Annotated in this window: 15 protein-coding genes and 1 pseudogene; all 16 read right to left on the reverse strand. The window is 57.8% G+C overall.

The genetic code is table 11. The annotated features are described in order from the left end of the window. Positions 1–296, reverse strand: a pseudogene (locus tag GFC01_RS06675) (succinate dehydrogenase/fumarate reductase flavoprotein subunit); the annotation flags it as partial. 20 nt (positions 297–316) lie between these two features. Next, positions 317–997: a 4Fe-4S dicluster domain-containing protein gene (locus tag GFC01_RS06680; protein WP_341473800.1), complete on the reverse strand. Its 681-nt coding sequence runs from the start codon at positions 995–997 to the stop codon at positions 317–319. Positions 998–1,011: 14 nt separating this feature from the next. Next, positions 1,012–2,013, reverse strand: coding sequence for an isocitrate/isopropylmalate dehydrogenase family protein (locus GFC01_RS06685; RefSeq protein ID WP_152945862.1), 1,002 nt, complete (start codon positions 2,011–2,013; stop codon positions 1,012–1,014). A gap of 35 nt (positions 2,014–2,048) precedes the next feature. Beyond that, positions 2,049–3,215, reverse strand: coding sequence for a 2-methylaconitate cis-trans isomerase PrpF family protein (locus GFC01_RS06690; RefSeq protein WP_152945863.1), 1,167 nt, complete (start codon positions 3,213–3,215; stop codon positions 2,049–2,051). 237 nt (positions 3,216–3,452) lie between these two features. Further along, positions 3,453–4,730: a TRAP transporter large permease gene (locus GFC01_RS06695; protein WP_152945864.1), complete on the reverse strand. Its 1,278-nt coding sequence runs from the start codon at positions 4,728–4,730 to the stop codon at positions 3,453–3,455. Next, positions 4,708–5,265 carry a TRAP transporter small permease gene (locus tag GFC01_RS06700; protein ID WP_194174850.1) on the reverse strand — a complete coding sequence of 186 codons (558 nt, stop codon included), beginning with the start codon at positions 5,263–5,265 and terminating at the stop codon, positions 4,708–4,710. The genes GFC01_RS06695 and GFC01_RS06700 overlap by 23 nt, the downstream gene beginning before the upstream one ends. A 219-nt stretch (positions 5,266–5,484) precedes the next feature. Next, a complete protein-coding gene (locus tag GFC01_RS06705; protein ID WP_152945866.1) occupies positions 5,485–6,510 on the reverse strand; it encodes a TRAP transporter substrate-binding protein in 1,026 nt (341 codons plus the stop codon). Positions 6,511–6,758: 248 nt separating this feature from the next. After that, a complete protein-coding gene (locus GFC01_RS06710) occupies positions 6,759–7,082 on the reverse strand; it encodes a DUF3870 domain-containing protein (RefSeq protein WP_341473801.1) in 324 nt (107 codons plus the stop codon). 179 nt (positions 7,083–7,261) lie between these two features. Further along, positions 7,262–8,476 carry an MFS transporter gene (locus GFC01_RS06715; protein WP_152945868.1) on the reverse strand — a complete coding sequence of 405 codons (1,215 nt, stop codon included), beginning with the start codon at positions 8,474–8,476 and terminating at the stop codon, positions 7,262–7,264. Between the two features lie 473 nt (positions 8,477–8,949). Further along, positions 8,950–9,507 (reverse strand): 2-oxoacid:acceptor oxidoreductase family protein, encoded by a 558-nt coding sequence (locus GFC01_RS06720; protein ID WP_152945869.1) that lies wholly within the window; start codon positions 9,505–9,507, stop codon positions 8,950–8,952. 64 nt (positions 9,508–9,571) lie between these two features. Further along, on the reverse strand, positions 9,572–10,417 hold the full coding sequence (locus GFC01_RS06725; protein ID WP_152945870.1) for a 2-oxoacid:ferredoxin oxidoreductase subunit beta: 846 nt from the start codon (positions 10,415–10,417) through the stop codon (positions 9,572–9,574). After that, on the reverse strand, positions 10,401–11,561 hold the full coding sequence (locus tag GFC01_RS06730) for a 2-oxoacid:acceptor oxidoreductase subunit alpha (RefSeq protein ID WP_152945871.1): 1,161 nt from the start codon (positions 11,559–11,561) through the stop codon (positions 10,401–10,403). Before GFC01_RS06730 ends, GFC01_RS06725 begins: the two co-directional genes overlap by 17 nt. Further along, entirely contained in the window at positions 11,554–11,778 is a 225-nt protein-coding gene (locus GFC01_RS06735) for a 4Fe-4S binding protein (protein WP_152945872.1), read from the reverse strand. The genes GFC01_RS06730 and GFC01_RS06735 overlap by 8 nt, the downstream gene beginning before the upstream one ends. A gap of 377 nt (positions 11,779–12,155) precedes the next feature. Further along, positions 12,156–12,920, reverse strand: coding sequence for a 2Fe-2S iron-sulfur cluster-binding protein (locus GFC01_RS06740; protein WP_152945873.1), 765 nt, complete (start codon positions 12,918–12,920; stop codon positions 12,156–12,158). Between the two features lie 136 nt (positions 12,921–13,056). After that, positions 13,057–14,988 (reverse strand): NADH-ubiquinone oxidoreductase-F iron-sulfur binding region domain-containing protein, encoded by a 1,932-nt coding sequence (locus GFC01_RS06745; RefSeq protein WP_423244369.1) that lies wholly within the window; start codon positions 14,986–14,988, stop codon positions 13,057–13,059. After that, positions 14,985–15,512, reverse strand: coding sequence for an NADH-quinone oxidoreductase subunit NuoE (nuoE, locus tag GFC01_RS06750; RefSeq protein WP_152945874.1), 528 nt, complete (start codon positions 15,510–15,512; stop codon positions 14,985–14,987). Before nuoE ends, GFC01_RS06745 begins: the two co-directional genes overlap by 4 nt. Between the last annotated feature and the right edge of the window lie 14 nt (positions 15,513–15,526).

Consider the following 15,526-nt stretch of genomic DNA (forward strand, 5'->3'; position numbering starts at 1 on the left):
CCCCCGCCCACCACCAGCACATCCACATCGTAATCGACACGGCTGAGGTCCACACGGTCGGGGTCAATACGGCTGTAGGCCTCCAGGAGATCCACCAGTTCGTTTTGCATACGCTGTCCCCTGTTGGGACCCACCCTGACCGGCCGCATCCCGTCGGGACGAAAATCGGGGTGGCACTGTTCCAGCAGGCGGTTTTTTTCCTCCGGCGTCAGGCGCGGGATTTCCTGCTGGAGGCGAAAGGCGCGGGTAGCTTCCAGCTTTTTAATTGATTCCTGCATTGCTTCAGGATAGCCCACCTGAAATCTCCTCCCCGGCGTTATAGCTTTTCAAATTCCCGTTCCACGTAAAGTTTCTTTAATTCTTCTTCACTGGCGGCGGCAATGGCATCCAGATCCCGGTCATAGCGGCCGGCCCGGATGGCGGCCACCCGTTCCTGCAGGTGCCGGGGTTTGGGCCGCATGTGCCTGCTGTAATACCGGCGGACAAAAATGGCAATGTTGTACGGCACCAGCTGGGCCGGGCAGCGGGAGGCGCACAGGCCGCACATGATGCAGTCAAAGGACAGTTCCGCCGCCCGGGCAAAATCCCCCCGTACCGCCGCGGCCACATAATACATGGGCTGCAACTTCTGCGGGCAGACACTGGTGCAGGTGTTGCACCCCAGGCAGCGGGTGGCCTCCGGGTAGAGCTGCAGCAGGGTTTCCAGGGGGGAGCCCGCCTGCTCCAGATCATACACGGCTTTGTTTACCGGAAAGTAGGGCAGCTGTACCAGGGTCATGTGGGGCACCACCGGCGTCTGGCAGGCCAGTCCCACCTGAATGCGGAAATTGCCGGGCACCCGGTAATAGGTGGCGCAGGCGCCGCAGAACCCGCCCCGGCAGCCGCACCCGCGGATCAGCCGGTAACCCGCCCACTCCAGGGCTTTCATAATGGTAAGGCCCTCGGGTACGTCGTAGCGCTTCCCCATGATGTAGACTGGAATTAACGACTCTGCCACAGGGGACTACCTCCTTACCCGCGCATTTTGTCCACAACGGCCCCGGCCATTGCGGAGGTGCTGGCGGTACCACCCAGGTCGTAGGTAACCACCCGTCCTTCGCGGATCACTTCGGCCAGCGCCCTTTCCACCCGGTCAGCCGCTTCTTTTTCACCCAGGTGTTTGAGCATCATGACGGCGGAAAAAATCATGGCCGCGGGATTCACCCTGTTCTGCCCGGCGTATTTGGGGGCGCTGCCGTGCACGGGTTCAAAGATGGCTATATCGGTGCCGATATTCGCCCCCGGGGCCATCCCCAGACCGCCCACCAGGCCGGCACAGAGATCCGATATGATGTCCCCGTAGAGGTTGGGCATCACCAGCACATCGTACAGCTCCGGTTTTTGCACCAGCTGCATGCACATGTTGTCCACAATGCGGTCCTCAAACTCAATCTGGGGGTAATCCCCGGCTACCTGCCGGGCCACGGCCAGAAACAGGCCGTCGGTACATTTCATGATGTTGGCCTTGTGCACCGCCGTCACTTTTTTGCGCCCTTCCCGCACGGCATATTCAAAGGCAAAGCGGACGATCCGTTCCGCCCCCCGGCGGGTGATGATCTTGATGCTTTCGGCGGCGTCTTCCCCCACCATGTGTTCGATACCGGCATAGAGGTCCTCGGTATTTTCCCGGACCACCACCAGGTCCACCCGATCATAGCGGGTTTTGACCCCCGCATAGGTCCGGGCGGGCCGCAGGTTGACATATAAATCAAATTCTTTGCGCAAAGCAACGTTCACACTGCGGAACCCGGTGCCCACGGGGGTGGTCAGGGGTCCCTTCAGGGCCACCCTGTTTTTTCTGATGGAGGCCAGGGTATCCTCCGGCAAAAGGGTGCCGTATTCCTTCAGGGCGGTTTCCCCGGCCAGTTTCTCCTCCCACCGGATGGGCACCCCGGTGGCCGCCAGCACCGTTTTGGTGGCGGCCGTGATATCGGGGCCGATGCCGTCCCCGGGAATCAGGGTAATGGTATACATTTACGCCTCTCCCCTCTCAAATAATGGTTAGTCGCCTATTTTTCCGGCCAGTAAATCTGGCGCGGCACGTAGACAAACCCGTCCATAATGCGCCGGGCCGTGCGGGCCACGGCGGCCTTTTCCAGGCGGGGACCGCCGCCGGCGTCCCGGGCAATTTCTATTTCGAACTCCAGGACACCGGCAGGATGGCCCAGCCTGACCACCCTGCCCTGCCGGGCGGCATGGCCCAGAACGCGGCTGACCACCGTCCCTTCCAGTTTGGCGGCGGTGGCCGTGCAGATTCCGCCCGTGACGGCGAAGGCCTTGTGCATCTTCTGCATGGACATGGTCCGGGCCACCAGGTCAATCTGACCGGCGGCGATCACCCGGCCGTCACTGGTCCGGTAGTCACAGGGCGGGGAGACAAAGACAATCTTGGGTACCGCCGGGCTTTTGGCCGTGGCCTCATGCCGGCCGGCCAAACCCATCATTTCCGCGGCAATACTGCGGATTTCCTCAATGCGGGCCAGCAACTGCGGGTCGCTGTTCACCGCATCGGGCAGTTCCACGCCGGTCAGCCCCAGGTCCGCCGCCCGGAAGAACACCGCCGGATTGGCCGCGTCCACCAGGGATACGGTCAGCCCGGTGCCGTCGGACAGGATTATTTCGTCCTGCAAATTGCCGGTGGGGAGCAATTTGCCGGTCACCGCCCCCCCCGAATCCAGGAAGTTCAGGGTGATGCGGGCACCGGTGCCGGGTACGCCGTCGATGGCCAGGTCGCCCCCGGTGAGGGCCCTGCCGTCCTTTACGGGCACTTCCGCCGCAATGATTTTCCCGGTGTTGGTATTGAAAATGCGCACCGTGGTCACCGGCTCCACCGCCTTAACCAGGCCCTCGTCGACGGCAAAGGGACCCACGGCCGAAGAAATATTGCCGCAGTTGCCCCTGTAATCCACCAGGGGGGCCGTGATGCTCACCTGCCCGAAGGTATAATCCACATCGGCGTCCGGCCTGCCGGAGCGCCCGATGATGGCCACCTTGCTGGTTAAAGAATCCGCCCCGCCCAGGCCGTTAATCTGCCGGGGATCGGGGCTGCCGAAAATGGCCAGGATCACCCGGTCGCGGATAACCGGATCCCGGGGCAGATCGTTTTCCAGGAGGAACACCCCTTTGCTGGTGCCTCCCCGGATGATGGCGCAGCGTATTCTTTCAAACTCACGCATTTATGCTCAACCTCCCGCCCTATCTTTTATGGAACCTTGTAAAACAACAAGGCAACCAGCATGTAACTTTTGCTGTTACAACTGGTTGCCTTATCCACTCCGGCCGCCCGGTCCCCCCGGGCGGTGGCAGATAACCGCAGTTGCACCGGAGTTCCCGGCCTCCCGGCCCCAAAGAAACTCCCCGGTATGAAGAAGTATGCAGTTGTTCATTTTCACGATCAACTTCCCGTTTAAATTTTAGCGCATCAACGACGGCAGGTAAAGGGAGATTTTCGGGAACAGCACCAGACAGATAAGGCCAAGGATCATTACCAGAATAAAGGGCAGTATACCCCTGACCACCTCTTCCAGGCGTTCCCGGCCGATGCCGCTGACTACAAAAAGGTTCAACCCCACCGGGGGCGTAATCATGGCCAGTTCCATATTCACCACCATCACCACCGCAAAATGGATCATGCTGATATCCAGGTGTTTAATGATGGGAATAAGCACCGGAAGGGTGATCAGCACAATAGAGACGGCTTCCAGGAACATGCCCATGATGAAAAACATGGTCTGCACGGCCACCCAGAACATGGCCACCCCCAGGTTGCTGTTGCTGATCCACTGGGCAATTTTATAGGGAATCTGCTCACTGGTTAAATACATGGCAAAGGTCATGGCCGCCGGAATAATCAGGAAAATCATCGCCGTGATGCCGATGGATTCTCTGAGAATGGAATGGAATTTGCTCCAGGTCATCTCACGGTAAATGAAGATTGTCACGAAAAGGGCGTAAAATATTGATACTATGGAAGCCTCCGTAGGCGTGCATACGCCGCCGTAAATGGTCCCCAGGATGAGCACGGGCAGCAGGAAACCGGGAATGGCCTTATATGTGTATTCCCACCTGGTTTTCCAGTCGGTTTTCGGTTCGCCGCCGTAATTTTTAATGCGGGCATAGATGATGGCCGTGACCAGCAGCACGCCGCCCAGGAATATCCCCGGCAATACACCGGCCATGAACAATTTGCCGATGGATTCACTGGCTGTGACGCCGATGAGCACAAAGGTGATACTGGGCGGGATTAAGATCCCCAGGGTGCCGGAGGCGGCCACCAGCCCCATGGCATAACGTTTTTCATAACCAGCCTCCACCATGGCCGGTATCAGAATACCGCCAATGGCCGCCGCGGTAGCCGGACTGGAACCCGATATGGCCGCAAAGATCATACAGGCCAGGATGGTGACTATGGAAAGCCCGCCCCGCAGGTGGCCGACCCAGGCCCGCAGGGCGGCAATCAGGTATCGGGATATGCCGCCATGGGCCATAATGGCGCCGGCCAGGACAAAGCCGGGAATGGCCATTAAAGGCGGTGATTCCAGGGCGGAAAACATCTTCTGGGCTACCATGTACAGGTTAAAATCTGTGGTTACCGCCATGGTTACCACACTGGAAATGGCCAGGCTCAGGGCGATGGGGACGTTTAAAAGAAACAATACTACGAAAAGACTAAATAGAAGAGCCGCCTCCATGGTGGGATACCACCCCCTTATTTCTGTCTGCGATTTCCCTGGTCTTTTCTTTGAACCAGCCCTTTCCCCCGTCCTTTAAAAGACGATATAATTCTTCCATAAAACGAACGGCCAGCATCAAAGCGGCCAAAGGCACAAAAAAGTACACTATCCATAGGGGAAACTGGGTATTCATGGACAGCTGACCGGTATGCACATATTTAATTTCCAATAGATAACCCATATAGGTAAGGAATAGGCAAAACAGGATGCTGGCTGTACTGGCAAATATGCTTACGTAACGCTGTATTTTTAACGGCAGAAAATCGTATAACAAATTAACCCGTATGTGACGCCCGTCCCGCTGGGCCAGGCTCCAGCCCAGAATACACCCCCAGACCAGTATGTAAGTGGAAATCTCGTCCACCCAGAAAAGGGGATTTTTAAACACATACCGGCTGATTACCCCGTAGAAGATCAGTGTCACGCCGGCAAAGAAAAATACCCCGGCAACGGCATCCTCAAAAAGGGAATAAATACGCTGGAGACGGCTCATCTCTTTCCACTCCTTCGCCTTAAAACCGGGAACGGTTGGGGTGCACCCCATTACGACATATGTTGTACACCGCTCCGGGCGCCGCACCTGTTGCTCTTCAGCGGCGTGCACTGCATTCGCAGGCCACGAACAGGACGGCACCCAGCCGGCGGTAGATTTGTCGGGCGGTTACCGGCGCACCCCAAGCCCTTCCCTTATATGCCTTTTCCCCGGCCGATACTACTGGTTTACCTTTTTTGCCGCCTCAAAAAGCTCTTTGCCGATAATAGGTTCATACTTGGCCCACACCGGCTGCATGGCCTGTACGAACGCCTGGCGTTCCTGCGGCGTTAACTCGTACACTTTAATCTTCTGCTTTAATTTAGCCAGGCTTTCCTGGTCCAGTTTGTCGGCCTCCTGTCTTTCGTAATCGGTGGCTTCCTTCAGGCACTGCTCCACCGTTTGGCGCAGGTCCGCCGGCAGGCCGTCCCAGAATTGTTTGTTCACCACCACAATATAGGAGAGGTTGTTCACATTGGCTACGGTAAGATAATTGAGCACCTCGGCATATTTTTCGTTTTCGATGTTGTCAAAGGTGGCGATGGTCCCATCCACCACCTTTTGCTGCATGGCGGTGTAAACTTCACTGAAGGGAATGTTGGAAGTCCCGGCGCCCAGTGCCTGGAAGATATCCACCAGCACACCACCGGCGGGAATGCGGAACTTCAGCCCCTGGAAATCGGCCGGGGTTTTCAGTTCCTTCTTGCTGTTCATGAACTGCCGCATGCCGTTGGGCCAGGCCGTAAGACCGAGCATACCCTGTTTCTCCAGGCTTTGCAACAACTTCTTGCCCTCTTCACTGTCCCAGAAGCGGGAAGCGCCCTGGTTGTCCTTGAACAGGAAAGGCATGTCCCCAATCTGGAAACGGGGGTCAAAGCTGATCAGCTTGCCGGCCGAAGGGGCAATAAACTGCACATTGTTGGCCTGCAGGGCTTCAAACTCGTCCTTGTCCCCGTAAAGCTGGGATGATGGGAAAACCTGAATCTCCATCCGTCCCTTCGTACGCTCTTTGACCAGATCGGCAAACTTTTGCGCGGCCAGCCCTTTAGGCGTGCCGGGAGCCGTTACATGACTGAATTTGGCCACAATTTTCTCGGAAGACTGCTGATTCCCGGTTTCCTGTTTCCCGCCGCCGCAGCCGGCAACTAAAAATGATAGCAACAGCACCGAAGCGAAAAGTAATAGCAAATTTCTCCATCTTTTCATTGCTAAAACCTCCTTATTTAAATCAATGAGAATTAGTTAGGATTTTTTATCCCGAAGCATCACCTCCAATTAATTTTAAAAATCAAAACCAAAATAAAAGTTTGAAAAATAAAAAATAGGCAACCACTTAACGCCCGGCGTAAACTGGCTACCTATCCACTCGTACCGTTCGATCACTCGAACGATTGTAGATATTACAGTTGACCGACCAAAATTTATTAAGGACAGTATGATTATTTTTGCGGGTTTTAAGATCTGCCTTGTCCGGGACCGTTGAGATAAGTCCGGTACAGATCTTTGAGGGCGGCCACCAGGGCATTCTGCGCCGCCCCGTGGTAATATTCCTTAATTTCCTGTATTGGCCCTTCTATACCATCTAAAAGGCTGTGGCCCACCAGAATTGAGCTGATGTAGTCCTGGGCCAGGGGAGTAACCAATGTGCAGGATGCCTGCACGATAACCCCGTATTTACGGTCAATTTCCGCCACAATGGCCAGCGTGCCGTATATGCCCTTGGCGGCCATGCCCTGGGGAAGACTGGCATGGCCGGCCACAAACACCGTCTTTTTCACCTTCAAGCCTCCATATACGACAACTCTACCTGCAAATAACCATCATCACCATATATTATGGTGAATTATTTTCATCCTTCGGTGATGCTGCTTGAAAGCAGCATGGAGGTCCCGTGGCAACATACATTTCCCGTTTCCAATTTTCCGAAAACAATAGCGTTTATATTCGACATAAATATTTAATTTTCCTCCTGCCCGGGGCTAAAAATTTTTCTGGGTTCCGCCAGGGATTTAACCACCCATACCGCATTGATCAGCAAAAGTGCACCGGTAACCGGGAAAACGGCATGCACACTAAACCGGGCGGCAATCAATCCCCCGGCCAGCGGCCCGGCAAAATTGCCCAAAAAAGTGGCGCTGGATATTATGCCGTAGGCCTTCCCCCGCTTTTCCTTCGGGAAAAGGTGCCCCACTATGGCATTGGCGGCGGGGAAAATGCCGGCCATGCAGAAACCCAGGAAAAATCTTAAAATGCCCAGCTGCCAGGGGGAACCGGCCAGGGTTTGGGCCAGATACAGGAAACCCGCACCGGTAAGGGACAGCACCAGGGTTAATTTGTAGCCGGCTCTGTCACTGCGGCGCCCCAGCACAGGGGCGCCCAGCACATTGGCCACACCCGTGGAAGCGATGATTATCCCGGCGATTAAGGACAGAAAGCGCTCATCCCGGTATAAGGATTTCACAAAGACAGGTACCATTGGTTCCACAATGCGTACGGATAGCTGGGCAATGAAAATAACGACAAAAACAACCCATAGAGGGGTTTGTCCGGGGGAAGATCCACTTTCCTCCGCCGGATTGTGCATATCCCGCACGGTGCAGCCGGGGCCAAAACTTTCCCTGATCAAACTATATACCATTACCGCTGCCAGGGCGTTAATCAGTGTAATCAGATAGAAAACCGGATGGTAACCGTAAAGGCTGGCTATTAATCCACCAAAGAGGGGGCCCGTGATAGTCCCCGCCACCTGGGCCGTTTGTAAAAGCCCAAGGGCATAACCCAGGTGCTGTTCGGGCGTGTTCACCGCCACCAGGGCAATGGCTGCCGCATTAAAGCCGCTGAAGGCCCCCATCAAAGCCCTGACGGCCGTAAACTGGTAAACATTCTGCGCCAGACTTAAAAAGACGGCAAATACCGCCAGGGCAACCAGTGAGCGCAGAACCATAATTTTGCAGCCGAGGCGTTCGGTCATATTCCCCCACACCGGGGACATAATGGCCGAAGCCAGAAAATTGGCCGAGGCAATGATACCCGTCCAGACGGTTACGGCCCCCGGTTCTGTAACGCCCAGTTTCTCAATATAGAAGGGAAGGAAGGGCATGATCAGCTGCATTGCAGACATGACCAGAAACTGGGTCAGGCACAGGACGTACAAATTTTTTTTCCATAGCAATCTTTTTTCCCCCGATGGTCATGGTGACCGCCGCTACCCGTTTATAAAAAAGACGTGAGTGCGCCGGTCAAAGCATTCAGTGATTGACATTGCACTGAATGCCGGGCCATGAATGCGCCGTTTTGACTGAATTATTACATAACGTCCGGCATAATGATCGGGTGCCGATTTTCCCGGATCTCACTTGGCTTGTTTCATAATAAGATACTGTCGCGCAAACAACCGGAAGGATATTTTTCCTGGATTGGCGACAGTATCGATTGATTACAGGCTCTATTGGTTTTCTTCTATACCGGCAGTGTTTTTCCTTTGGCAGTTTATGCCAGTCAAACAATTCCGTCGGAAATGCCTTTCCCGGACCGTAACGCCATCTTAAATGGTCGCCGGAATAGCAGGGAATTCTCCGCAGTCACTTCCCCTTTCCGATTTTCATTGCCGGTGAAGGACCTGTTTTCCCATGAACAGCTTTTCTTTTAAGCCGGAACCTTTACCGAAGAGGCCCTCGCCAGTTCAAACCCCGCTTCCAGGGCCTGCATATTCAAGGTTTCGGTACCTCCGGGGATGCGGGAAAGCAGCGCCTGCTGCAGCGACAGACGGGATACCGCGCCGGTGAGGCCCACCAGGACGCCCAGGGCCACCATGTTGGCCACCAGTTCTTTGCCGGTCCTTTCCCGGGCCAGGCGGCTGATGGGGAAACCGTACACCCGGGCGGGAGTAGGCGGTACGTTTTTCACGTACGTGTTATCCACGATCAGCAGGCCGCCCTTTTTGACCTTCCCGGCATATTTATCGGCCGCTTCCTGGCTCATGGCCAGCACCACATCGGGCAGGACCACCTTGGGGTAATCAATTTCACCGTCACTGATAATCACTTCCGCCTTGCTGGCGCCTCCCCGGGCTTCCGGGCCGTAGGACTGGGCCTGTACGGCGTTTTTGCCGTCCCGGATGGCGGCATCGGCTAAAATAACGCCCGCCAGGATCAGGCCCTGGCCGCCGGAACCGCTGAGTCTGTATTCCCATGTAGCAGTCATTTCAGATCATCTCCTTAGGGTAGTCGTTAGTCGCTGGACGCAAATAAGGGTCTGTCCCCTATTGTTAATCGCTTCCATTTCTGGTTGTTTCGGCGGCCCGGCCCCGGGCCCGGGCAATGACCTGTTCGTACATGGCGGTATATTCGGGGGCTTCCCCCTTATACAGCTCGCCGATGATGATCTTGTCCTGCAGTTCTGCCGGGCTCATTTTTTCCGCCTGTTTTCTGGTTACGGCATGCTCCTTCTGCCACAGGAGCATCTTTAATCCGTTGCCCATTTTATTGCGCCGCCCGTAACCCACCGGGCAGGCGGTGACGGCCTCGATGACACTAAAGCCCTTATTATTTGCCCCGGCTACAATCAACTTTTCCAGCATGGTGGCGTGGTAGGTGGTGGCCCTGGCCACATAGGTGGCGCCGGCGCCTTTGGCCAGTTCGGCAATATCAAAGCTTCTCTCTATATTGCCGTAGGGAGCGGTAGTTGCCCTTTTGCCGGAAGGAGTGAGGGGTGAATATTGCCCCCCGGTCATCCCATAGATGCTGTTGTTAAAAATGATGGCTGTGAGGTCTATATTGCGCCTGGCAGCGTGTATAAAGTGATTTCCGCCGATGGCCGTGGCGTCGCCATCACCCATCAGTACGAAGACGGCCAGTTCCGGCCGGGCCAGCTTTATGCCCGTGGCAAAGGCCAGCGCCCGCCCGTGGGTGGTGTGCAGCGTGTTGAAATCCAGGTAGCCGGCCGCCCGGGAGGAACAGCCGATGCCGGAAACCACCACGGTTTTGTCCGGGTTCAAGTCCAGTTTCTCAACGGCCCGGACCAGCGCCGATAAAACAATGCCGTTGCCGCATCCGGGACACCATATATGGGGAAAGCGATCGGACCGCAGGTGGGATTCAACTTGCGTGAGCATTTATGGTCACCTCCCTGATGGCCGACAGTATTTCGTCAAAGGCAATCAGTTCGCCGCTTAACCGGTGCACTCCCGTCACCGCAGCCCGGCCCCGCACCGCCCGTTCCACTTCTCCTTTGAGCTGGCCCAGGTTCATTTCGGCCACGATGATGTGCCGCACCCGGCCGGCCAGTTCCGCCACCGCTTCTTCCGGGAAGGGCCAGATGGTTACCGGCCGGAACAGCCCCGCCTTGATGCCGGCCGCCCGGGCGTCCTTCACCGCCCGCTTTGCCGACCGGGCCACCCCCCCGTAGGCCACCACCACCACTTCCGCATCGGCCAGTTCATAGCTATCCACGGTGACAATATCATCCAGGTGATCCGTCAGTTTCCGGTGCAAACGCAGGATTAAATCTTCCGCCACCCGGGGGTCGGTGGTGGGGTTGCCCCGCTCATCGTGCACCAGGCCGGTCACGTGGTAGCGGTAACCATCTCCGAAATTGGCCATGGGCGGCACGCCGTCTTCATCGGACCGGTAGGGCCGATAATCCTGCGGCTTTGACCCGGGCTTTTTCCGTTCGATGATCTCCAGTTCCTCCGCCCGGGGCAGGACCACCCGTTCCCGCATATGGCCGATCACTTCATCCATGAGCAGGATCACCGGCACCCGGTACTTTTCCGAAAGATTCACCGCCCGGACGCTTAAGGTGTATGCTTCCCGCACCGAGGAGGGGCAGAGGACGATTACCGGGTGGTCGCCGTGGGTTCCCCAGCGGGCCTGCATGACGTCTCCCTGGGCGGGGGCGGTGGGGATGCCCGTGCTGGGGCCCCAGCGCTGCACATTGACCACCACGCAGGGTATTTCCGCCATGGCCGCATAGCCGATATTCTCCTGCTTCAGGGAAAAGCCCGGTCCGCTGGTGGCGGTGAGGGCCTTCACCCCGGTGAGGGAGGCCCCGATGACGGCGGCCATACTGGCGATTTCATCTTCCATTTGAATGAACTTACCACCCAGTACGGGCAGGCGCTCGGCCATGAGCTCGGCTATTTCCGTGGAAGGGGTGATGGGGTAGCCGGCAAAAAAGCGCACCCCGGCCGCCAAAGCCCCTTCCACCACCGCCTCGTTGCCCTGCATCAGACGGGCCATTTCCACCACATCACTCATCTTCCCTCACCTCTATGCCAATGGCAAAGTCCGGACAGTGGATTTCACACCGGCCGCAGCCGGTACACCGGTCGGGATTGGCCACCGCGACCCTGCCGGAATCATCCAGGGCCAGCACTTCTTTGGGGCACAGGGCCACGCAAATCCCGCAGCCCTTGCACCACCCCTTGCGCACCTGTATATGCACGTTCCGTGGTAGAACCTGCGCTTCAGCCATTACCATCACCCCATCACATTCAAGAATCCCCGGTCGTCAGAAGTCAACCGTCGGATTAAGCAGGAATCTACTAAAGCGAATTCCAGATTGAAACCTGATTTATCGATTTGCATTGTTTTATGAAGGGTACGATCATTCCCATCGGTACCTCATCTATGAAACCTGCCGAAGCAATATTTATGCCCGAGCTTCATTTTTCGGAAAATATAAAAAGAAAAAGCCGTAGAGCCCTTTTATGGCACGGCTCTGGCAAAAAATAAAGCAGGAAGCCGGTGCTTCCTGCAACCCGATTTTCCGAACCATTATCTCTTCCCGAGACAAAGTCCGTCTCATATTGCGACCAAAGAATGGATCCGGCCAGGAAAATGGCGGTAAACTCAGGCCTCCCGCACGGCCATCTCATTATGAGAGGCAGTCGGGGTGGTTTGACCGCCCCCGGCAGCCTGATCCTTCAAAACCAGGGCCCCGGTTGGACAAACTTTTGCACACTCCCCGCAGCCACTGCACCCCGCCTGCCCCAGGGGCACATCCCCAAAGGTGGTCATTTTCCGCTCAAAACCGCGGTGGGCAAACCCCAGAATGCCTTCCCCCTTAAGCCGGCAGGCCTGCACACACCGGCCGCAGAGGACGCATTTATTGGGGTCGTAGATGACCGCCGGGCTGCTGTCGTCCACCGGCAGGTGGCGGTCCAGCTTCTTCAGCCGCTTCACCCGCAGGGGCAGCCGGCGCTCCCGGGCTATTTTTTGCAACTCACAGGAGCGGTTCCGGGCACACCGGGCGCAATCCAGGTGGTGGTTGGACAGGAGCAGCTCAAAGGCCGTAGCCACCAGGCGGTCCACCCGGGGTGAGCGGGTTTTCACCATCATCCCCTCCCGCACCGGCTCGGTGCAGGCCGTCACCGGCCGGGGATAGCCCTCCACCTCCACAAAGCACAGGCGGCAGGCGGCGGCCGGGTGGTCCCCGGAACGATGGCCGCCGTCACCGGCGGTTCCAGACCGGTCGGGGGCGGCGGGAGCCCCTGCCTCTTTCAGGGCGCAGAGGTTGGGAATGTATATGCCCTTTGCCAGGGCGGCCCGGAGCAGTTTTTCCCCTTCCCTGGCCTGAATGGTTCGTCCATCTATGGTTATGGTGACTGTTTTCATTATCGTCAGCCCTCCGCCAGTTGAAAATGGACCATGCCTGTATTTACCTCGCACAACCACGGGGACCGTCCCCCTGGCCCACCCCGGGCAACCACGGGGACTGTCCACCTGTCCTACCCCTGGCCTACCTGAGGGATTATGTTCCGGTACCCGCCGCCCCGCCCTTTTCCCTTTCGGCCACCAGCCCCGGCGGGGAAAGCTTCACCACCGCCCGGTACTGGGGCGGGCAGGCCTCCATGCAGCTGTTGCACTTCACGCATTTTTCCTGGTTGATCACCTTGATGCGGTCCTCGTTGCTGTAAATGGCCTCCACCGGGCAGCTGCCCACACAGGCGTCACAGGAACGCTCGCATTTTTCCGGCAGGATGTAATAGGCGATGAGTTCCGGACACATCAGCGCCGGGCAGCGCCCCTCTTTTATGTGCGCCTCGTATTCCTCCCGGAAATAGCGGATGGTGCTCAACACCGGGTTGGGCGCCGTTTTGCCCAGACCGCACAGGGAGCCGGCCTTCACGTCTTCCGCCAGTTCCAGCAGCAGGTCGATGTCCTCCGGCCGGCCCCGCCCTTTAGTGATTCCCTCCAGTATCTCCAGCATCTGCCGGGTGCCCAGGCGGCACATGGTGCACTTGCCGCAGGACTCCTTCTGGGTGAAGTCCAGGAAAAAACGGGCCACTTCCACCATACAGTCGTCCTGGTCCAGGATGACCATCCCCCCGGACCCCATCATGGCCCCGGCCCGGGACAGGGAATCAAAGTCTATGGGCAGGTCCAGGGCCGACTCGGGCAGGCACCCCCCCGAAGGGCCGCCGATCTGCACGGCCTTGAAGGCCTTTCCTTTGGGAATGCCGCTGCCCACGTCATAGACCAGCTCCCGCAGGGTGGTGCCCATGGGCACCTCGGCCAGGCCCGTATTCACCACCTTGCCCGCCAGGGCAAAGACGGCGGTGCCGGGGCTGCCGGCGGTGCCGGTTTCCCTGAACCACCCGGCCCCCTTTTCCACGATATGGGGCACGTAGGCCAGGGTTTTCACGTTGTCAATGACCGTGGGCCGGCCCCACAGGCCGGCCGTGGCCGGGAAGGGCGGCCGGTGGCGGGGCAGGCCCGGCTCCCCTTCCATGGAGGCGATCAGGGCCGTCTCCTCGCCGCAGACAAAGGCCCCGGAACCCTGGAAAACGTCCACCTCGCAGTCAAAGCCGCTGCCCAGGATGTTCCGGCCCAACAGGCCCGCTTCCCGGGCCTGGTGCAGCGCCCTTCTGACCCGGTCCACCGCCAGGGGGTATTCGGCCCGGATGTAAAAATAACCCTGCCGGGCACCCACGGCACGGGCGGCAATGAGCAGCCCCTCCAGAACCTGGTGGGGGTTGGACTCCAGGATGGTGCGGTCCATGAAGGCCCCCGGGTCCCCCTCGTCGGCGTTGCAGATCACATACTTTTCACCGCCCGGGGCCAGGCGGCAGGTTTCCCACTTGCGCCCGGTGGGAAAGCCGGCCCCGCCCCGTCCCCTTAAACCCGCAGATTTGATCTCCTCCACAATCCATTCCGGCCCTTTTACCAGTGCCCTGGCCAGGGCGCCGTAGCCCCCCAGGGCAAGGTAATGGTGGATATTCTCGGGATCGATCAGGCCGCACTTTTCCAGGATAATGGGCTTTTCCACCAGCCCCCGGGGGAAATCGGCCAGGGTGGGTACCATGTCGTTGGGTTCCAGGGCCGCCAGGGCAAACTCCAGGCAGGGGTCGCCCCCGGCCAGATAATCCTGCACCAGCCGGGCGGCGATGCCTTCCGTGACATAACCGTAACAGATGGGCGGAAAACCCTGGTTATAAATAACCACCAGGGGTTCGGCATAACAGTGGCCCATGCACCCCACTTCCATGAGATGGGCGTCAATCCCGCTCTTTTTCAGCTCTTCCCTGAAAACCATGACGATTTCCAGGGCACCGGCGGCCCGGCCGCAGGTGGCCGTGCCCACCAGCACCAGGGGCTTTTCATGCAGTGACTGCCACAGGGCTGTAGCTTTAACCTGCAATGCGGCAAAATTTTCTGTCACTATTTCTTTCGATATGTTCACTTTATTTCGCCTTCTTTCCCCTGCTCCCGGCCCTTCTGGATTTTTACCCCGTGGGAGAAAAGCAGGCCGTCCACCCGGGTGGGGGTCATGCGTCCATAGACCTCTTCATCCAGCACCGTCACGGGGGCCATGGTGCAGCAGCCCACACAGGCCACCCTTTCCAGGCTGAATTCCCGGTCTTCCGTCACACCGCCCACGTCGATGCGCAAACGCCTCTTCCAGCAGTCCAGGATGATCTGGCCCCCCTTCATGTGGCAGGCGGTGCCCATGCACACCTTCACCTGGTGTTTGCCGGGGGGTATGAGCCGGAACTGGTTGTAAAAGGTTACCACACTGTAGACATCCATGGGGGGGATGCCCAGATGCCGGGCCACCTCCCCCATGGCCTCCAGGGGCACATAACCCAGCCTCTCCTGCACCTGCTGCAGGATGGGGATCAGATTCCCCCGGTGCCCGGGGTACCGCTTTAAAATATCCCCGGTTTCCTCTATGGCCACCCGTTTTTCTTCTTCCGTTAAATTCATGGCCACCTCTCCCG

Origin of the sequence: Desulfofundulus thermobenzoicus, from assembly GCF_009428905.1 — a bacterium.
Taxonomy (GTDB): Bacteria; Bacillota; Desulfotomaculia; order Desulfotomaculales; family Desulfovirgulaceae; genus Desulfofundulus_A; species Desulfofundulus_A thermobenzoicus.

Bases quoted from the DNA above. Each gene is read 5' to 3' on its own strand.
- GFC01_RS06730 (WP_152945871.1), bottom strand. From the start codon at position 11,561: ATGAGTGATGTGGTGGAAATGGCCCGTCTGATGCAGGGCAACGAGGCG.
- GFC01_RS06695 (WP_152945864.1), bottom strand. From the start codon at position 4,730: ATGGAGGCGGCTCTTCTATTTAGTCTTTTCGTAGTATTGTTTCTTTTA.
- GFC01_RS06725 (WP_152945870.1), bottom strand. From the start codon at position 10,417: ATGCTCACGCAAGTTGAATCCCACCTGCGGTCCGATCGCTTTCCCCAT.
- GFC01_RS06700 (WP_194174850.1), bottom strand. From the start codon at position 5,265: ATGAGCCGTCTCCAGCGTATTTATTCCCTTTTTGAGGATGCCGTTGCC.
- GFC01_RS06690 (WP_152945863.1), bottom strand. From the start codon at position 3,215: ATGCGTGAGTTTGAAAGAATACGCTGCGCCATCATCCGGGGAGGCACC.
- GFC01_RS06685 (WP_152945862.1), bottom strand. From the start codon at position 2,013: ATGTATACCATTACCCTGATTCCCGGGGACGGCATCGGCCCCGATATC.
- GFC01_RS06720 (WP_152945869.1), bottom strand. From the start codon at position 9,507: ATGACTGCTACATGGGAATACAGACTCAGCGGTTCCGGCGGCCAGGGC.
- GFC01_RS06705 (WP_152945866.1), bottom strand. From the start codon at position 6,510: ATGAAAAGATGGAGAAATTTGCTATTACTTTTCGCTTCGGTGCTGTTG.
- nuoE (WP_152945874.1), bottom strand. From the start codon at position 15,512: ATGAATTTAACGGAAGAAGAAAAACGGGTGGCCATAGAGGAAACCGGG.
- GFC01_RS06740 (WP_152945873.1), bottom strand. From the start codon at position 12,920: ATGAAAACAGTCACCATAACCATAGATGGACGAACCATTCAGGCCAGG.
- GFC01_RS06735 (WP_152945872.1), bottom strand. From the start codon at position 11,778: ATGGCTGAAGCGCAGGTTCTACCACGGAACGTGCATATACAGGTGCGC.